Annotated in this window: 17 protein-coding genes; 13 read left to right on the top strand and 4 right to left on the bottom strand. The window is 37.4% G+C overall.

Translation table 11 applies throughout. From position 1 onward, the window contains the following. The first annotated feature begins 164 nt into the window (after positions 1 to 164). From spxA to pepF, 4 genes are all read left to right on the top strand, one after another. Positions 165 to 563: a transcriptional regulator SpxA gene (gene spxA, locus IGJ52_RS10560; RefSeq protein WP_002356477.1), complete on the top strand. Its 399-nt coding sequence runs from the start codon at positions 165 to 167 to the stop codon at positions 561 to 563. A 342-nt stretch (positions 564 to 905) separates the two neighbouring features. After that, the gene (locus IGJ52_RS10555; protein ID WP_002356478.1) at positions 906 to 1,568 is read left to right on the top strand and encodes an adaptor protein MecA; all 663 of its coding nucleotides are present in this window, start codon (positions 906 to 908) and stop codon (positions 1,566 to 1,568) included. A gap of 89 nt (positions 1,569 to 1,657) precedes the next feature. Further along, positions 1,658 to 2,836 (top strand): competence protein CoiA, encoded by a 1,179-nt coding sequence (locus IGJ52_RS10550; RefSeq protein ID WP_002367181.1) that lies wholly within the window; start codon positions 1,658 to 1,660, stop codon positions 2,834 to 2,836. Between the two features lie 47 nt (positions 2,837 to 2,883). Beyond that, positions 2,884 to 4,695, top strand: a complete 1,812-nt coding sequence (gene pepF / locus IGJ52_RS10545; protein ID WP_016614376.1) for an oligoendopeptidase F — start codon at positions 2,884 to 2,886, stop codon at positions 4,693 to 4,695. A 91-nt stretch (positions 4,696 to 4,786) separates the two neighbouring features. Here the strand turns inward: pepF and IGJ52_RS10540 are convergent, their stop codons facing one another. Together IGJ52_RS10540 and IGJ52_RS10535 are read right to left on the bottom strand one after the other, a co-directional pair. After that, positions 4,787 to 5,446 carry a ClpXP adapter SpxH family protein gene (locus IGJ52_RS10540; RefSeq protein ID WP_002356482.1) on the bottom strand — a complete coding sequence of 220 codons (660 nt, stop codon included), beginning with the start codon at positions 5,444 to 5,446 and terminating at the stop codon, positions 4,787 to 4,789. A gap of 63 nt (positions 5,447 to 5,509) precedes the next feature. After that, entirely contained in the window at positions 5,510 to 6,088 is a 579-nt protein-coding gene (locus IGJ52_RS10535; RefSeq protein WP_002382554.1) for a CYTH domain-containing protein, read from the bottom strand. A gap of 196 nt (positions 6,089 to 6,284) precedes the next feature. On the opposite strand from IGJ52_RS10535, the gene IGJ52_RS10530 reads away from it, so the two are divergent. Genes IGJ52_RS10530 through mgtE form a run of 4 tightly spaced genes read left to right on the top strand, consistent with a single transcriptional unit; the run spans position 6,285 to position 10,062 of the window. Beyond that, positions 6,285 to 6,959: a GTP pyrophosphokinase gene (locus tag IGJ52_RS10530; RefSeq protein WP_002356484.1), complete on the top strand. Its 675-nt coding sequence runs from the start codon at positions 6,285 to 6,287 to the stop codon at positions 6,957 to 6,959. A 12-nt stretch (positions 6,960 to 6,971) separates the two neighbouring features. Continuing rightward, positions 6,972 to 7,769, top strand: a complete 798-nt coding sequence (locus tag IGJ52_RS10525) for an NAD kinase (RefSeq protein WP_002356486.1) — start codon at positions 6,972 to 6,974, stop codon at positions 7,767 to 7,769. 7 nt (positions 7,770 to 7,776) lie between these two features. Next, positions 7,777 to 8,670 (top strand): RluA family pseudouridine synthase, encoded by an 894-nt coding sequence (locus IGJ52_RS10520; protein WP_002362281.1) that lies wholly within the window; start codon positions 7,777 to 7,779, stop codon positions 8,668 to 8,670. A 30-nt stretch (positions 8,671 to 8,700) separates the two neighbouring features. Then, positions 8,701 to 10,062 (top strand): magnesium transporter, encoded by a 1,362-nt coding sequence (gene mgtE / locus IGJ52_RS10515; RefSeq protein WP_002362548.1) that lies wholly within the window; start codon positions 8,701 to 8,703, stop codon positions 10,060 to 10,062. Between the two features lie 117 nt (positions 10,063 to 10,179). On the opposite strand, the gene cutC is transcribed toward mgtE, so the two are convergent. Continuing rightward, positions 10,180 to 10,809, bottom strand: coding sequence for a copper homeostasis protein CutC (gene cutC, locus IGJ52_RS10510; protein ID WP_002359565.1), 630 nt, complete (start codon positions 10,807 to 10,809; stop codon positions 10,180 to 10,182). A 129-nt stretch (positions 10,810 to 10,938) separates the two neighbouring features. Between cutC and IGJ52_RS10505 the strand changes: the two genes are divergently transcribed. The 4 genes from IGJ52_RS10505 to recD2 all read left to right on the top strand — a co-directional run bounded on the left by IGJ52_RS10505 (position 10,939) and on the right by recD2 (position 16,099). Then, positions 10,939 to 11,784, top strand: a complete 846-nt coding sequence (locus tag IGJ52_RS10505) for a methyltransferase domain-containing protein (RefSeq protein ID WP_002362280.1) — start codon at positions 10,939 to 10,941, stop codon at positions 11,782 to 11,784. 310 nt (positions 11,785 to 12,094) lie between these two features. Continuing rightward, positions 12,095 to 12,601 carry a tRNA (uridine(34)/cytosine(34)/5-carboxymethylaminomethyluridine(34)-2'-O)-methyltransferase TrmL gene (trmL, locus tag IGJ52_RS10500; protein WP_002356493.1) on the top strand — a complete coding sequence of 169 codons (507 nt, stop codon included), beginning with the start codon at positions 12,095 to 12,097 and terminating at the stop codon, positions 12,599 to 12,601. Between the two features lie 217 nt (positions 12,602 to 12,818). Further along, positions 12,819 to 13,463, top strand: coding sequence for a histidine phosphatase family protein (locus IGJ52_RS10495; RefSeq protein ID WP_010823103.1), 645 nt, complete (start codon positions 12,819 to 12,821; stop codon positions 13,461 to 13,463). A 26-nt stretch (positions 13,464 to 13,489) separates the two neighbouring features. After that, positions 13,490 to 16,099 (top strand): SF1B family DNA helicase RecD2, encoded by a 2,610-nt coding sequence (recD2, locus tag IGJ52_RS10490; RefSeq protein ID WP_010816710.1) that lies wholly within the window; start codon positions 13,490 to 13,492, stop codon positions 16,097 to 16,099. Positions 16,100 to 16,165: 66 nt separating this feature from the next. On the opposite strand, the gene IGJ52_RS10485 is transcribed toward recD2, so the two are convergent. Beyond that, positions 16,166 to 17,125, bottom strand: a complete 960-nt coding sequence (locus IGJ52_RS10485) for a diacylglycerol/lipid kinase family protein (protein ID WP_002356498.1) — start codon at positions 17,123 to 17,125, stop codon at positions 16,166 to 16,168. Positions 17,126 to 17,387: 262 nt separating this feature from the next. Between IGJ52_RS10485 and IGJ52_RS10480 the strand changes: the two genes are divergently transcribed. Further along, complete coding sequence (locus IGJ52_RS10480; protein WP_002356499.1) at positions 17,388 to 17,894, top strand: QueT transporter family protein; 507 nt, start codon at positions 17,388 to 17,390, stop codon at positions 17,892 to 17,894. The last annotated feature ends 109 nt before the right edge of the window (positions 17,895 to 18,003 follow it).

Below are 18,003 nucleotides of genomic sequence, written 5' to 3'. Positions count from 1 at the left end.
AATTTTACACGGATGTAATGAAGGAAAAATAAACAAAGTTAATAAAAAATGTTTAAAAACCCCTAGTATTTTTATTAGAAATTAGGTATACTGGTTTTAAATAGAGGAACAGTACAGTTCCCTGTTTCAGAAACGCGATGATTCGCGAAAAGGAGTGATGCACAATGTTGACACTTTATACTTCCCCGAGTTGCACGTCATGTCGTAAGGCTAGAGCCTGGTTGCAAGAGCACGAAATTCCTTTTAAAGAAAGAAATATTTTTTCTGAACCTTTAAATATTGAGGAATTAAAAGCAATTTTAATCATGACAGAAGATGGAACAGAAGAGATTATCTCTACTCGCTCTAAAGTTTTCCAAAAATTAAATATGGATTTGGACGAGCTTCCACTTCAAGATTTATTAGAGTTGGTTCAAGAAAACCCTGGATTGTTGCGTCGGCCAATTATGATTGATGAGAAAAGATTACAAGTCGGTTTTAACGAAGATGAAATTCGTCGATTCTTGCCAAGAGATGTTCGACAACTGGAATTGCGCCAAGCACAATTAATGGCAGGTTTATAAAAAATATAAAATTTTGTTCTTTATTTGTTAATTGTAATAAAGAACGATTCATATGAATTTAGGGCCAGGGATTTTTATCTCTGGCTTTTTAATACATATTTAGAACTTGTATTCATTTGATTTGGCAGAACGTGGTCAAGGAAAAATAGTATCTTTTTTGGAGAGACTGCGTTAAGATGAAGAGGTAGAAGGAGCGAAAAACCAATCGTTAAAAAAGTTCAAAGTTTATAAAACGTTCGCTAGTTTTCGAGGATTTACAGACTTTCCACTTTACTTTTGTGTAGTTTTCGCTACAATGAACGTAAGAAGTTTCCTGATTGAAGCAAAGAGAGGTGTAGCGCTATGGAAATGGAACATATTAATGAAAATACGATTCGTGTGTTAATTGGCAACGAAGACCTGGCGGATAGAGGGATTACTTTTCTTGACTTACTAGGAAACCACAAAGATGTTGAAAATTTCTTTTATAGTATTTTAGAAGAAGTTGATGTCGAAGATGAATTCCAAGGTAGTGAAGCAGTCACTTTCCAAGTCTTGCCTAAAAATGATGGCTTAGAACTGTTTATTAGTAAAAATGTCGCTATGGACGACTTGTCTTCCTTAGAAGGTCTGAGCGAAGTCAATGCAGATGTTAGCGAATTAATTCGCAAACAAATTGAAGCAGACAAAGCAGCCGCCGATGAACTTGATGAGATGGAAGCCACAGATGAAACAAACAGAAATGTAATCTTTGAATTAGATAATTTTGAAGCGATGATCCAATTATCCAAAGAAGTCTTCATGCAATCTGTTTTGACTAACTTATACACGTACAACGATCGTTATTACTTACAAGTTTTGTTCTTAACCGATGAATTAGAAAAAACAAATGTTGACAATGAAATTGCACAGATTTTAGAATTTGCTCATAAAACAACTGTCACTCAGGATACTTTAGTCGAATATGGCACTTGTATTATGGAACGCAGTGCGCTGGAATTAACACGTTATTACTTTAATGATTAAGCAAAAAAGCAAAAACTTTCGAGTTTTTGCTTTTTTTTTTGATGAAAATTAAGAAACTTTGCGTAGTTTATTTATGAGAGGTGAAAATCATGTTAACAGCTTTAACGGCAGACAACCAAGAATTATTTTCTTTAATCGATTGCTCGATTGATGAATTAACACAGATACGAAGCGAACAAGCTTTTGTGTGTCCAATGTGTCATCAATCGGTCATTTTGAAGGCAGGCCCCATTAAAATACCCCATTTTGCTCATCGTAAAAAGAATAGTTGTTGGTACGAAGCAGAAGCTGAAACAGAAGAACACCTCCGCTTGAAGCAGCTTTTTGCGGAAAAGTGTTTACGCGAAAAGCTGTCCTTTCAAGTTGAGGCATACTTACCCACCTTGAAGCAACGCCCAGATTTACTCATTGGCAAGATAGCCATTGAAATTCAATGTAGCCCATTGCCAATTAAACGTTTGGTGGAACGGACAGAGACTTATCAAGCTCATGGCTATCAAGTTGTTTGGATTTTAGGTGAACGATTAGTGCCTAAAGACAAGCTCACGCAATTAACGAAACAATTTCTTTACTTTTCGGAGTCCTTGGGGTTTTATTTATGGACGGCCAATAAGAAACAAGAACGAATAGAGTTACTTTGTCATATTGAAGAGAGTCAATGTCAACAATTTTATAGAAGAAAACAATCATGGGATTTTTACGAAAAAAAATTACTAGAAATCATCCAACTACCGACTGCTAATTTAAATTTACTGCCAGGTAGACAGCATACTGGTCAATTGATGCATGATTATTATCAAAAATTGACTCAACAACTTGGTTACAGAAATGCTCAGTTGCTTAGAACACAAAGCTTTTTATACACGAAAGGTTGTCACCTTCTCCAGTTACCTCCTTGGTTTTACTATCCTGGATTGAAGCTATTACCTTCTTCTGAAGAAGATATTCATTTAAAAATGCTTGTTTGGGAAGCACTAAAAACCAAAGAAGGGCGTTTAGTGACCAAACAGGAACTATGGCGTATCTTGGAAGCTAGTTTTTTGGAAGAAGGGAACTTTGTTTGGCAACCACTGCCGAATATTGGCTTAAAAAAGCTTTTTAAAATCGTGGGGAATAGCTTATTGAGCTGGTTACAAGAATGTTATGTGTTAATTAAAGTAAACAATAAGTACCTAATAACTAGTATTTTCCTAAGAGAAGATCCTGAAAAGCTCGTTCATTGGCTAAAAAAAGTGAAAAAACAACATTTTTTTAGTCACACGTGTTAAATTATGATAGTATAATGAGTAAAACGTTTCTTAAAGGAGAGTAAACTATGAGCGAAATTAAACAATTACCAACACGTGATGAAGTTCCAACTCCATTGACTTGGGATTTAACCAAAATTTTTAAAGATGATGCTGCTTTTGATGTTGCGTATAATCAGTTGACAGAGGAGCTAAATCAAGCAGAGTCATTTAAAGGTACCTTAGGGAATGGCGCAGAAGCTTTTCTAGCTGCGTTAGAATACGTTTTAGATGTCTATCGAAAAGTGGAAACATTATATGTCTATTCTCATTTAAAAAATGATCAAGACACTACAAATACAGCTTACCAAGCTTTATATGCCAGAGCTAGTTCTTTATATGCACAAGTTAGTGAAGCTGTTTCTTGGTTTGACCCAGAGGTTTTAACATTAAGTGATGAACAAATCTGGGGATATTTTGAAGAGCAGCCGAAATTAGCTGTTTATCGTCACTATATTCAAAATATTTTAGATGAACGTCCCCATGTTTTATCGATGGAACAAGAAGCTTTACTGGCGGGGGCTAGTGAAATTTTTGGTGCCTCAAGTAATACATTTTCAATTTTAAATAATGCAGATTTAGAATTTCCAACTGTGCAAAATGCTGAAGGCGAAACGATTCAACTTTCTCATGGCGTTTATGGTCAATTAATGGAAAGTGTCGATCCATCTGTTCGTGAAGCAGCATTTAAAGGGTTGTACAAAGTATACAAACAATTTAGAAATACATTAGCCTCAACTTTAGGTGCACATGTTAAAACGCATAATTATAAAGCAAAAATTAGAAATTATGATTCTGCTCGGGCAGCCTCTTTAGCAAGTAATCATATCCCTGAAAGTGTTCACGAAACATTAGTAGCTGTAGTAAATAAACATTTACCTTTGCTACATCGTTATGTAAAATTAAGAAAAAAATTATTAAACGTAGAAGAATTACACATGTACGACTTGTATGCGCCTTTGCTAGGTGAAGCACCAATTCGTTACAGCTATGAAGAAGCAAAAGAAAAAGCAATTGAGGCTTTAAAACCACTAGGTGAAGACTATTTATCTATTGTTAAAGAAGCTTTTTCAAGTCGCTGGATTGATGTGATTGAAAATCAAGGAAAACGAAGCGGCGCATATTCTTCAGGAGCTTATGATACAGCCCCATACATTTTAATGAATTGGCATGATAGTTTGGATCAACTATTTACATTAGTCCATGAGATGGGCCATAGTGTTCATAGTTACTATACAAGAAATAATCAGCCGTATGTTTATGGCGACTATTCAATTTTCTTAGCTGAGATTGCTTCAACCACAAATGAAAATATTTTAACAGAATATTTATTACAAACAGAAACAGATCCTAAAGTACGTGCGTATGTCTTAAATCACTATTTAGACGGCTTTAAGGGAACCATTTTCCGTCAAACGCAATTTGCGGAATTTGAACATTTTATTCACACGGAAGATGCTAAAGGCACGCCATTAACAAGTGAATATTTGAGTGAGTATTATGGCGAGCTCAATGCTAAATATTATGGACCAGAAGTAGTTAGAGACGACGAAATCAGTTACGAATGGGCGAGAATTCCCCATTTTTATTACAATTACTATGTTTATCAATATGCAACTGGCTTCTCAGCCGCTTCGGCATTGTCTAAACATATTTTAGCTGAAGAAGAGGGAGCTTTAGAGAACTATCTTAACTACTTGAAAGCAGGAAGTAGTGACTTCCCAATTGAAGTGATGAAAAAAGCGGGCGTGGATATGACACAAGCCGCGTATATCGAAGATGCAATGAAAGTTTTTGAAGAACGTTTAACGGAATTAGAAGCTTTGGTTGAAAAATTATAGACAAAAAAGTGGGCTATAAGTCGAAATGACTTATAGCCCACTTTTTAACTCTTAAGATAATCAGTTAACCGCTTTTCTCGCAGCATCTTTTTTATAATAAATGTAAATGTCCATTTGGAAAATGATAATTGGAGCGACGTTTAAATTCAAAGGTTGCGTCACCTTGGTCCAGCAACGGTTCGTTATGTGGATGGACACGACACAGTTGTTTAATTTCATCCATGTTTTCAAAATTTTCGACTAAAATGCCGAAATCATTCTCGCAAGTATAGTTGTAAACGACTGCGGTAGGATGTTGTTTAATCCCCATTTCTCGAGCAACTTTTTGGTCGGTTTGGAAAGATTCTTTGACAAAATCGGATTGTCGGTCTTTACGATACATATCAATATCCCCGCCGGCCGCTAGAAGTAGTTCTTCTGATAACTCAGGAGAGTAAGCTAGACCGTCTTCAGCTACTGCTTTTTGTAAGCCAATCAACAATTGTCGGCCTTTTTTTCGGCCTTGTAACTGTGCTGCTTTATAGTCAAGAGCGGCTGAGTATAAATCTTCAAAAATTCGATTCCGTCGTTTAATGTCATTAATCGGAATATGTTGACGACTCAAAAATTCATTGATCGTTTTCATGTTTAATAAAGGGATAAAGCGCAATTGTATTTTCTTCTTGTCGTTAACAGACAATTGTATAATTTCTTTTTCAATTTCTAAACAGACGCCGCCTAAAGGATTGACGAACAAATAAATTTCAACCATTCATACTTCCTCCAATGCCATGCTTTTTCAAATACAGGTGCCAGAACGTCAGTGCTTCGAATACTAAGGGGCAGTGGTCCGCATCATGCGTTGAATCTTGTTAGGTGCAAGCGTAATGGGAATGTTCAAATCAGCCATTAATGTTTGAAACGCTTGCTTGCCGCTTTCAGCTTCAGTAACTTCTAACTCTAATTCAAAATCGTGCTGTTGATTATACCAACTTTCGTCTAACGCAAGTAGTCCTTGAGGAATTTGTTTTTCTGCACGTGCTGTTTTTAATGAACCAATTAAATGGATCGAGGCGATTTCAATACCTAATTCTTGTAATTTCTTCGCCACAGCCCCCTCAGTAGGGAGTTGATTCCTTTTGATAAAGTGGTTCGCCGTCTCAAGCGATAAAGGGTCATTGATTTCTAATAATCCTTCTGGCGCAGGAACTTTTAAGGTTAACTCACCACGATCTGCTAATACGCGAATTCTTAAGCCCATTCGTTGTGCTTTTAATTGAAAATCGTCCGTATCAAAATAATGATTTGTTTGCGTAAAAAAGTCCGTTTTTTGAATAGCAAAATGGTCGATTAATCGTTTGAAATCTTGTGGACTAACTAATGTTTTAAATTCAATTTCTAAGTGTTCACTCATGGGGTTCTCTCTCTTTCTTAAATCACTCCAATTTTCACATATTATATAGGTTTCCGTCAAGAAAAGTGGTCTTCTCTGTGAAAATTTTTTCTAATGAAAGGCGTTTGGAAATCAAATAGCGAATAACACCCTATTTTAGGGAGGACTGTGGTAAAATAATCAGTGAATGAAATTCAAGGAAATTGAGGGATCTACCATGGAACGAGAGTGGGAGCTGTTTTTAGCGCCATATGAACAGGCGGTCAGCGAATTAAAAGTAAAACTACGAGGTATTCGTAAACAATTTCGGGAGCAAGATAAACACATACCAATTGAATTCGTTACAGGACGTGTGAAACCAGTAGATAGTATTTTGACCAAGACGGCTATTCGGCATATTCCTTTAAATCGGATTGAAGAAGAAATGCAAGACATTGCTGGTTTGCGGATTATGTGCCAATTTGTGGAAGACATTTACCAGGTAGTCGCACTTTTAAGAAATCGTAAAGACTTAAAAATTGTGGAAGAACGGGACTACATTGAAAATAAAAAAGAAAGTGGCTATCGTTCGTACCATGTGGTAGTGGAATATCCTGTGCAATTAGTCACCGGGGAAAAGATTATTTTGGCCGAAATCCAAATTCGGACACTCTCCATGAATTTTTGGGCAACGATTGAACATTCTTTGAATTATAAATATCAAGGTGTCTTTCCTGAAGAAATGAAAGAACGCCTTCAGCGAGCGGCAGAGGCAGCCTATTTATTAGATGAAGAAATGTCATCTATTCGTGAAGAAATTCAAGAAGCACAACATTACTTCTCTCATGGCCGTGGATTGCTAGAAAACGAATACTATAAGCAAATTAAAAACGAAACACCAGAAAATCAGTAAAGGAGTCTGCTTATGAAAGTGGCGATTGTTCATAACTCGGAAGAAAAATCGAAACAAGTCACAAAACAACTGACAACACTATTAGAGCAAAACCAAATTCAAATAGACAATCGTCAACCTGAACTTGTGATTTCAGTCGGCGGAGATGGTACGCTTCTTTCCGCTTTTCATCGATTTAATCATCTTTTAAACGAAGTAAGTTTCTTAGGTGTACATACCGGACACTTGGGTTTCTATACAGATTGGCGTGATTATGAATTAAAAGAACTAGTTGAAAGTTTATGTATTCATCGTGAAAAAAGTACGAGTTATCCATTATTAGATGTGCGGATTCGGTTTAGAGATGGGAAACCAGATAAACATTTTTTAGCATTAAATGAATCGACAATTAAACGAGGAAACCGGACGATGGTGGGCGATGTGTTTATTAAAGACGAACTGTTTGAACGATTTCGTGGTGACGGGTTGTCGATTTCGACCCCAACCGGCTCTACTGCGTATAATAAAAGTATTGGTGGAGCTGTTTTGCATCCTAGCATTAATGCGTTTCAGTTAACCGAAATCGCCTCCTTAAACAATCGTGTCTTTCGAACATTGGGTTCACCGATTGTAATCGCACATACGGAGTGGCTGGAGATTAAATTACAGGAAAGTGATGATTATTTTGTCACGGTGGACCAATTAGATATTTATCAAGAAAATATCGCTTCTGTCTGCTATCGAATTGCAGACGAACGGATTCATTTTGCCTCTTATCGGCACATGCATTTCTGGCATCGAGTGAAAGATGCCTTTATTGGTGAGGATTAATTAAACGATGGAATTTCAATGGACATATGACAAAGAAACAACACAACAAGTGAAATATTTTTTAAAGGAACAAGGCGTTTCAAAAGGGTTATTAGCTAAGGTGAAATTTCAAGGTGGTAAAATCCAAGTGAATGGGACCGTTCAAAATGCCATCTATCCTTTACAAACTGGCGATGTCGTTAAAATGACGATTCCAGATGAAGCGGAACATGAGACATTATTAACAGATGATGAACCGATTGAAATTGTGTTTGAAGATGATCATTTTTTAGTAGTTAATAAGCCCGCTGGCATTGCCTCGATACCTGCTCAGTATCATCCTTCAGGAACGATGGCGAATCGTGTTAAGGGCTATTACAAGCGTCAAAATTACGTGAATCAAGTTATTCATGTCGTGACTCGTTTAGATCGAGATACTTCTGGGCTGATGTTATTTGCGAAACACGGCTTTGCTCATGCTTTAATTGATCAAGAATTACGAGAAAAAAAGGTGACAAAAATTTATTATGCTCTTGTTGGTGGAGCGATTGAGCAGTTAAACGAGCATCAATTGATTGAAAAGCCAATTGGGCGCGACTTGTCCTCTTTATTAAAACGTCAAGTTATCGAAACGGGTCAATTTGCTAGTACAGAATATTGGCTCGCAAAAAGAGGAGCCCAAGCAGCAGCTGTGCGCATTCAGCTTCATACAGGACGAACACACCAAATTCGGGTACATTTTGAAGCAATTGGCTGTTCATTGTTAGGGGATGAGATGTATCATGGAAAGATGGATCAAGGAATTGAGCGGCAAGCGTTGCATTGCATGGAACTAATTTTTACTCATCCTTTTACCAAAGAAACGGTTCATCTGATTTCCCCACTAGCGGAGGATATGAAAAGTGTAGATGATACGTTATAATAATAAAGAGGCAGGAGGGGAAAGTGTAAGATGAATGAAGGCCAAGAAATGGAAGAGCAATTTGCCCTTCTTTTAGAAACGCTAAAAAATCAACAAATGAACGAATTTCGTGAGCTATTTTTAGCGTTACATATTTATGAACAAGGACAATTTTACCAATCGTTAGATGAAAAAGACCGACAACATTTATACAATTACCTATCTCCGAAAGAACTAGCGGATATGTTTGATGTTATCGAAGAAGATAATGAGAATATGAAAGATTATTTAGCTGAAATGCGCCCAAGTTATGCAGCAGATATGTTAGCTGAGATGTATACCGATAATGCGGTGGATTTACTAAATATGTTAGATAAAAGTCAAAAGGCGAAATATCTTAGTTTGTTAAGTAGTGAAGAAGCAGGCGAAATTAAAGAGTTACTTCATTACGAAGATGAAACTGCTGGGGCGATTATGACCACCGAATTTGTTTCGATTGTGGCGAATCAAACAGTGCGTTCTGCGATGTACGTCTTAAAGAATCAAGCGGACATGGCGGAAACAATCTATTACGTTTACGTAGTCGACCAAGAAAATCATTTAGTCGGCGTTATTTCGTTGCGGGATTTAATTGTTAATGATGATGATACCTTGATTGCTGATATTTTGAATGAACGGGTTATTTCAGTTCATGTTGGCGATGACCAAGAAGATGTCGCGCAAACAATTCGTGACTATGACTTCTTAGCTGTGCCAGTTACAGATTATGATGATCATTTGTTGGGGATTGTAACAGTTGATGATATTATTGATGTTATCGATGATGAGGCCGCTAGCGACTACTCTGGTTTAGCCGGGGTCGACGTTGAGGAAGTTAGTGAGAACCCTTTAAAAGCCGCTTCTAAACGATTACCTTGGTTAATTACGCTGCTGTTTTTAGGGATGTCTACGGCCTCGTTAATCAGTAATTATGAGTCTTTAGTTAGCGAAGCGAGTATTTTAGCCGTTTTTATTTCTTTAATTACCGGAACAGCCGGCAATGCCGGGACACAATCATTGGCGGTCGCGGTACGCCGTTTGGCTATGAAAGATGAAAAGGATAGTAATTTTGGTCGCTTAATCTTAAGTGAAGTGCTCACGGGACTAGTGACGGGGGCTGTGACAGGTTTAACCATTATGATTGTGGTTGGCGTGTGGCAACATAATCTTCCGCTTGGATTTGTGATTGGGATGGCAATGCTCTGTGCAATTACTGTGGCGAATTTAGCAGGGAGTTTAATCCCAATGTTAATGGATAAATTAGGGTTTGATCCCGCAGTTGCCAGTGGCCCGTTTATTACTACCTTAAGTGATTTAACCAGTGTATTAATTTATTTCAATATTGCCAGCATGTTTATGCGTTATTTTGTTTAAAAAATTGCACTTATTTATCATGAGACTGAGGTAAAAGGATTCGTTGGTTTGCTTGAAATCAAAAAAGTGAGATAGCCGTTGCTACGACGGCTACCTCACTTTTTTAGATACAAGAAATTAAACAATTTTTGTGCCATGGACTTCTGTGACTTTTAAAGTGTCCATCACAGTTTGAACGTTTTCTGTGGAAATACCGCCACCTGGTAAAATAAGAATCCGTTGATCTGCGTAGGCAATTAATTCTTTTAAATGATCAAAGTTGTCTTCGATAGGGGTACCAGCTGGCCCACCATGAGTTAAAATACGCGTCACACCACGCTCAGCTAACCAGTCGATCGCCTTAAATTGGTTTTCTTTCGACAAGGCATCAAAAGCCATATGGAAAGTGATTTGCAAGCCTTCAGCTGTTTCAATGAATAAGTCCAAAGCTTCTTCATCTAACCAACCGTCCTCAGTTAAACAGCCAATAACAATGCCGTCGGTTCCTAATTTCTTTGCTTCGATTAAATCGGTATGCATAATTTTTAATTCAATATCATTATAGACAAAATTGCCGCCACGAGGACGAATGATTGTCATCACTGGTACAGAATGTTCGCCAGCGTATGCTAAGACTTCTTCAATAACACCAGTACTTGGCGTCGTTCCACCTACGGCTAAGTTATCGCATAATTCGATGCGATTCGCACCTTTTTGAATGGCTTGGGGAATCTTAGTGAAATTTTCGGCACAGAATTCTTTAATCATTTCTTATCGCTCCTTGCTTTTTCTTCACAGGCATTGTACCATAATTCTGCTTACTACCATAGCCCTGAAAAAAAGAGTGCAACTTTTTATAAGAGAAAATGTTCATTTGATGAACGTAAGGAGTTTTAAATGTTAAAGAAAATTGAACGAGCACAACAATTATTGAAAAAAGAAGCAGCCGTATTTCGCTGTCCAACTTGTCATGAACCAATGCATGTAGAAGGGGTTGGTCTGATTTGTCAACAGAGGCATCAATTTGATTTATCCAAGAAAGGCACGCTATACTTTCTAAATCATGGCGTTCAGACAGAATATAATAAAAAAATGTTTACTTCTCGAGGAAAAATGATTCAAAGTGGCATGTACGCGCCTGTTTTAAACAAAATTATGCACTATCTTCCTCAAAATAAAACAGTAGTCGATGTTGGTTGTGGTGAAGGGAGTTTTCTAGCTGAGTTAAGTCAAGCAGGCTTATCTGGACTGAAAATCGGGTTTGATTTATCAAAGGAAGGAATCTATTTAGCAAGTAATCAACCAATTGATGCGTTTTGGTGTGTGGCGGATTTAACGAATTTGCCATTTGCGAATGAAGGGCTTGATACGATTTTGAATATTTTTTCTCCTTCACATTATCAAGAATTTCGGCGAGTACTAAAAGCTGATGGGACTGTGATTAAAATTATTCCTGAAGAGAATTACTTAAAGGAATTACGAGCGGCTTTTTATCCCAATGACGAAAAGAAACAAAGTTATTCCAATCAAAAAGTAGTCCAACGTTTTGCAGAGGAATTAGCTGTGGAAGTAGATGAACGAATAACTTATTGCTTTGACATTCCCGAGGAAAGACGGTTGGATTTATTAGAAATGTCGCCATTAGAGTGGCAAGTTTCTCAAGAAGTTAAAGCCGAGCTACAACAGCGACCATTGGAAAAAATCACGATTGACGTCCGCTTGTTAGTAGGTCGTAAAAGATAGACTTTTTTGTGAAGAAAATCCTAAAAAAGTCTTGCAATAAAGTGACATTGGTGTTATATTACTTACAAGTTGTTTTTTCATTGGTTTTTATCAGGGTCCTGTTCTGATAAAAGTTAGTGAAGAGACCTTCACTAACGTAACGACTCGCCGTGCTAGACACCGAGACGGTACGTTTTTTTATTGGTTAAAATAGCTGCCGCCTGACATCATCGCGTCATGCGGTTTTTTTTGAAAATAAGTATTGTGGGCGCTATTTATTTTGAATTTATGCTAAAATGAACACGATTGATATTTGAGGAGCTGAAGATAGTTGACGAACCATATTGTTTTATTTGAACCACAAATTCCAGCAAATACTGGAAATATTGCACGGACATGTGCAGCGACGAATACACCGTTGCATTTAATTGAACCTTTAGGATTTTCAACAGATGATAAACACTTAAAACGTGCCGGATTAGATTATTGGAATGATGTAAATATTACGTATCATAAAGATTTGGCTGCCTTTTTAGCCCATGTGGCAGGCAAACACTTGCATTTAGTAACCAAATTTGCTCACCAAACGTACAGCGAGGTCAATTATAATGATGGCGAGGACCATTATTTCCTTTTTGGAAAAGAAACAACGGGCTTACCAGAAACGTTTATGCGAGAAAACGAAGAAAAGTGTATCCGAATTCCTATGAATGATGAACATGTGCGCTCACTGAATCTTTCTAACACTGCCGCACTAATTGTTTATGAAGCCTTACGTCAGCAAAATTTTCCGAACTTAGAACTGACGCATCATTATGAAAATGATAAATTGGATTAAAAAAAGTTAAGACAGTAACGCTTTTTTTCAAAAATGTCAGAAGAAAGTGGTTTTATTTATACTGTTGCCCAATTTTCAAGCCTAGAACAAAAAACAATTTAGATTTTTGTTCTAGGCTTATTTTGCTTGGATTACTAGAAACTTCCATGGATATTTTCGCAGGGAAGTGATAAACTAGAAAGACATATGAAGAGATAAAGAAGTTTGGAGAAGTTACATGAAATTATATTTTACACGACATGGAAAAACTGAATGGAATCAACAGAAACGATTTCAAGGAATGACAGGAGATTCGCCGTTATTATCAACTAGTTATGACGAAATTAAACAATTAGGCCAATATTTACAAGATATTCCGTTTGAAAAAATTTATTCGAGTCCGCTATTACGTGCCAAAAATACTGCGCGGGGAATTCAACAAGAATTGAATCATCCAGTTGAAATTGTTTATACAGATACCTTAAAAGAATTAGGTTTAGGGCGTCTAGAAGGACAATATATTGAAGAAATGCGTAATTTTTATGGAGAAGAATTAGATCATTTACGGCATCGTTTAGATTTGTATGATCCAACAATTTTTGATGGTGAACCAATCGAGCAAGCGATTCAACGGATTTCAGAAACAGTTGCTGAAGCGGCGAAGCAGCACGAAGGTCCAGTTCTATTTGTCGGACACGGAGCAGCCTTGACAGCGGCAATCCAAGCGATGGCTGGTAAACCATTATCAGAATTACGGACAATGGGCGGGCTGTTAAACAATAGCCTTTCAATCCTTGAAACCAAAGAGGCATCAAGGAACATGCCGTACGACTTAACATTATGGAATGATACGTCTTTTTTAGCTAAAGAAAAAGCACAATAAGCGCACAACAGAAAGGAGGGCTTGTAGTGGTAACACTTTTTGGTGAGGACGAAGAAAAAGCCTTTATTGTTGGGACTGTACAAGCAATCTTTTTTGAAAATCCCAGTAATTTTTATAAAGTCGTTCTTGTAAATGTGACCGATACAAATACAGATTATTTAGAAAAAGAAATTGTAGTAACTGGAAGTTTTGGCCAAGTTCAAGAAGAGGAACCCTACCGTTTCTTTGGTCATTTTGTGGACCATCCTCGTTATGGCAGACAGTTTCAGGTGGATAGTTATCAGCAAGAAAGACCGACTTCGGCTAGTGGGGTGGTTAACTATTTATCAAGTGACAAATTTCCTGGCATTGGTAAACGAACCGCTGAAAAAATTGTTGAAGTATTAGGGGAAAGTGCGATTGACCGAATTATTGATGACCCGAGTGTTTTGGAAGAAGTTACTGTTTTAAATGAAAAAAAACGTCAAGTAATCGTCGAAACAATTCGTTTGAATCACGGGATGGAGCAAGTGATTGTGGGACTAAATCGATACGGCTTCGGTAGTCAGTTAGCTTTTTCAATTTATCAAACGTATCAAGAAGAAACCCTTTCTGTGATTCAAGAAAATCCCTATCAGTTAGTTGAAGATATTGAGGGAGTCGGATTTAAACGAGCGGACAATATTGCTGAACAAATCGGCATTCAGGCGGATTCTGCTGTTCGAATTCGAGCGGCGATTTTACATGAAGTGTTTGAACACTCCATTCGCTCAGGCAATACGTATGTTCAAGCAGATGTTTTGTTAGAAGAAGCGATTCGGACCTTGGAAGCAAGTCGCCCAGTGGAAATCTCACCTGATCAAGTGGCCAATGAAATCATTACGTTAGTCGAACATGGAAAAATCCAACAAGAAGAGACTAAACTTTTTGAGAACAGTCTCTATTTTTCTGAATGGGGCATTGGTACTTCGATTCAGCGTTTACTTTCTCGTAAAAAAGAAATTCATTACGAGGAAGAAGAAGTCCAAAAAAATATCCGAATGATTGAGAAACGTTTAAATATTCAGTATGGCGACTCGCAACAAGCAGCAATTGAAGAAGCGATTAAATCGCCGTTATTTATTTTAACTGGAGGGCCCGGAACAGGGAAAACAACTGTTATTAATGGGATTGTCTCGTTGTTTGCGGAACTAAATGGTCTTTCATTAGATCTCAAAGACTACACGCAGGAGATGTTTCCAATCTTGCTAGCGGCGCCAACTGGGCGAGCAGCGAAACGTATGAACGAAACGACAGGTTTACCTGCAAGTACCATCCATCGTTTGTTAGGCTTGACAGGTCGTGAAAAAAATCCGAGTTTAACCGCCAAAGAATTAGAAGGCGGTTTGCTAATTGTAGATGAAATGTCAATGGTGGATACTTGGTTAGCCAATACGTTATTAAAAGCTATTCCGACAAACATGCAAGTGATTTTTGTTGGTGATAAGGACCAGCTACCGTCTGTCGGTCCAGGTCAAGTCTTACATGACTTATTGCAAATTAACGAAATTCCCAAATGTGAGCTAAACGAAATTTATCGTCAAGGAGACGGTTCAAGTATTATTCCTCTTGCCCATGAAATTAAAGAAGGAAAGTTGCCTGCTGATTTTCAAAAAAATCAAAAGGATCGCTCGTTCTTTGCAAGTGATATTGGTCATATCGAAGAATACATTCGACAAATCGTCACAAAGGCAAAAGCAAAAGGGTTTACGCCACAAGATATCCAAGTTTTAGCGCCAATGTATCGTGGCGCAGCCGGCATTGATGCCTTGAATAAGATGATGCAAGAAATCTTCAATCCAAATGATGGTAAGAAAAAAGAAGTCAAATGGAATGACACCGTCTATCGGATTGGGGACAAAGTTTTGCAACTAGTCAATACGCCAGAATTAAATGTGTTCAATGGAGATATGGGAGAAATCGTCGGAATTACTTTAGCCAAAGACTCAGAGGACAAAGTGGACGAGTTGGTTTTACAGTTTGATAATAATGAAGTAACGTATAAAAGAAATGAATGGAATAAAATTACGTTATCCTATTGTTGTTCGATTCATAAAGCGCAAGGTAGTGAATTCCGCATGGTGTTACTGCCAATGGTTCATCAGTATAGCCGAATGCTGCAACGAAATTTGTTGTATACAGCAGTGACACGTAGTAAAGAATTATTAATTCTATTAGGTGAGGTTTCTGCTTTTGAAACATGTGTCAAAAACGAATCGGCTAGTCGCATGACGATGCTAAAAGAACGAATCGTGAACGCAGAACAAATGACCTTAACGACTAGAACCCAGTTAGAAGCCTATGAAGAAGGTTTAACGGCAGACCATCCATTTACTGAAACGGAAACAAAAGCTGTCTCTTATGAAACTGAACAGCAATCAACGAAAGCCAATCAGATAAAAGAAACAGACGAGCAATTAGTTGACACAACGGTACAAGAAGTTTCACTATTTGCTGATGAAGGGGAAGAGTCAACCCCAGAAACAGCAAATAAAGCGACAAAAGTTGTCGAAGAACCATTACCAAAAGAACCACGACTAACAGTCGAAATTATTCAAACAAATGCTGTTGATCCAATGATTGGAATGAAGGATACGACGCCTTATCAATTTATGTGAGAAAAGGAAAGAGTGCCATAAGTCGTTTTGACTTATGGCACTCTTTTTCAACCTTAAGGGACTCAGTTAAAACCAAAACAAACGTTTTTGTGTGGTATAAACCATATCAATACTTCGTTTGCCTAAAATCTCGCCATCTGCGTGAATGGTTTGTGGAATCGTCGAAACAATTCGAATTTTACTTGATTGAAAATGATGAAAATGCTTAGATTTCCCTTGTTTTTGACGAAGCAATAGGAAAATAAGCCACAAAATTTTAAAAATATTGATTCGTTCCACGACAACTAAGTCCACGACTGCTTTGCGAGGATTGGCCGTCGGCATAATTGATACGCCCCCGCCAAAATAAGGATGATTTGTGACCGTACATAGGAAAGCACGATTAAATGTGTATTGTTTACCATTCATTTCAACTAAAATTGGAAAGCCTTTTTGTTTAAAAAAGACATGAATGATTGAAGAAATATAGGAAAGCGAGCCAAGCTTAAATTTATTTAAGGCTTTTTTTGATGACGATTCGTTGGTTTTTTCCACGATTGCCGCATCTAATCCTAAGCCAACATTATTGGTGGCTAAGCCGATTTCTTCTTGGTTGGCTTCTACATAATGAATCGTTTGAATTTCTTTTGGTCGTCTGGTGCGCAGGATTTGATGCAATGCTTTATCAATATTTCTTGATAATCCCACCCCTCGTGCAAAATCATTTCCAGAGCCGCATGGAATATAGCTTAAAGGAATAGCTGAATCATATGGAAGTAATGAATTAATGACATTATGTAGTGTGCCATCGCCGCCTAGCACGACTAGGATTGGAAAAGTTGAAACGTCTAAGTCTTCAGACCAAGGAAGTAAAGTTGTTTCTGCAAGTTCCTTCGTCAATTCTTTTTCATGTCCAGCGTAATCAGTGTAAAGAGCCGTATATTTAAGTTCTTGTTGCTTGAGTTGTTGAATCACTTTTCTAGCGACTTTTCGGCCATTGCCGCTACTTGCCTGCTCGTTGATAATAAGATAGTAGTGAATGTTCATTGAGCTCCTCCTTTGAATCGCTATTGTCCATTATACCAGAGGGAGGAACTTCTGCGAATAAAGATTGCTTAAAAAAGTAAAAAATGACTAGAAAAAGGTACGAAACAATGCACGAGAGGTGAAAACTGCAAATAAGTGCAAAGTAAAACAGGGCTTTCATTGACTATTTTGACTTTCCATATTAGAATGTGAACTGTTGCAATTGTAACCAAGGTTCATCAACCATCCCTTGTAAAAAAACTCGGAGAAAGAAGGAAAAAGTATGCAAAATTCGTTTCAAGCCAATCGAAAGCTAAGAACAGTCTTAGCCAATGGTATCATTATGGGCTTATATATTGTCCTCTCTTTATTGGTTCGGCCAGTTTCTTCTGGTATGATTCAATTTAGAATTTCAGAAAGTTTGAATCACCTAGTCGTTTTCAATCGCAAATTGATGTGGGGTGTTTTAGGCGGCGTTATCTTTTTTAACTTATTTTTTGGTTTCGGTGTAATGGATGCTCTGTTTGGTGGAGCGCAAACATTATTTGCGTTGAGCTTAACAGCTTTTTTACAAAAAAAGGTACCAAGTATTCCTGTTAGAATGTGTCTAAATAGTCTATTTTTCACTGTAAGTATGTTTTTTATTGCCTTTATGCTAGTACCAAGTGGCGGTCAAGCATTTTGGACAACTTATGGTTGGTTAGCATTAAGTGAAGCGATTATTATGACGATTTCAGCACCAATCATGTACTTTATCAACAAGTCATTAAAATTTGAAACACGTATTTAATTGAAAAGATGTGGATAGAAATGATTCATCCTTTGAATGGCAGTGAAGAAAAGTGTCGTTGCTATTAGTGAACTAAGTGATAGAATGAACTGTTTCTACCTCGTCTTTT

Origin of the sequence: Enterococcus sp. DIV1758, assembly GCF_051711985.1 — a bacterium.
Taxonomy (GTDB): Bacteria; Bacillota; Bacilli; order Lactobacillales; family Enterococcaceae; genus Enterococcus; species Enterococcus faecalis.
The sequence above is the reverse complement of the archived record's forward strand: the minus strand, read 5'-3'. Positions and strand labels throughout refer to the sequence as shown.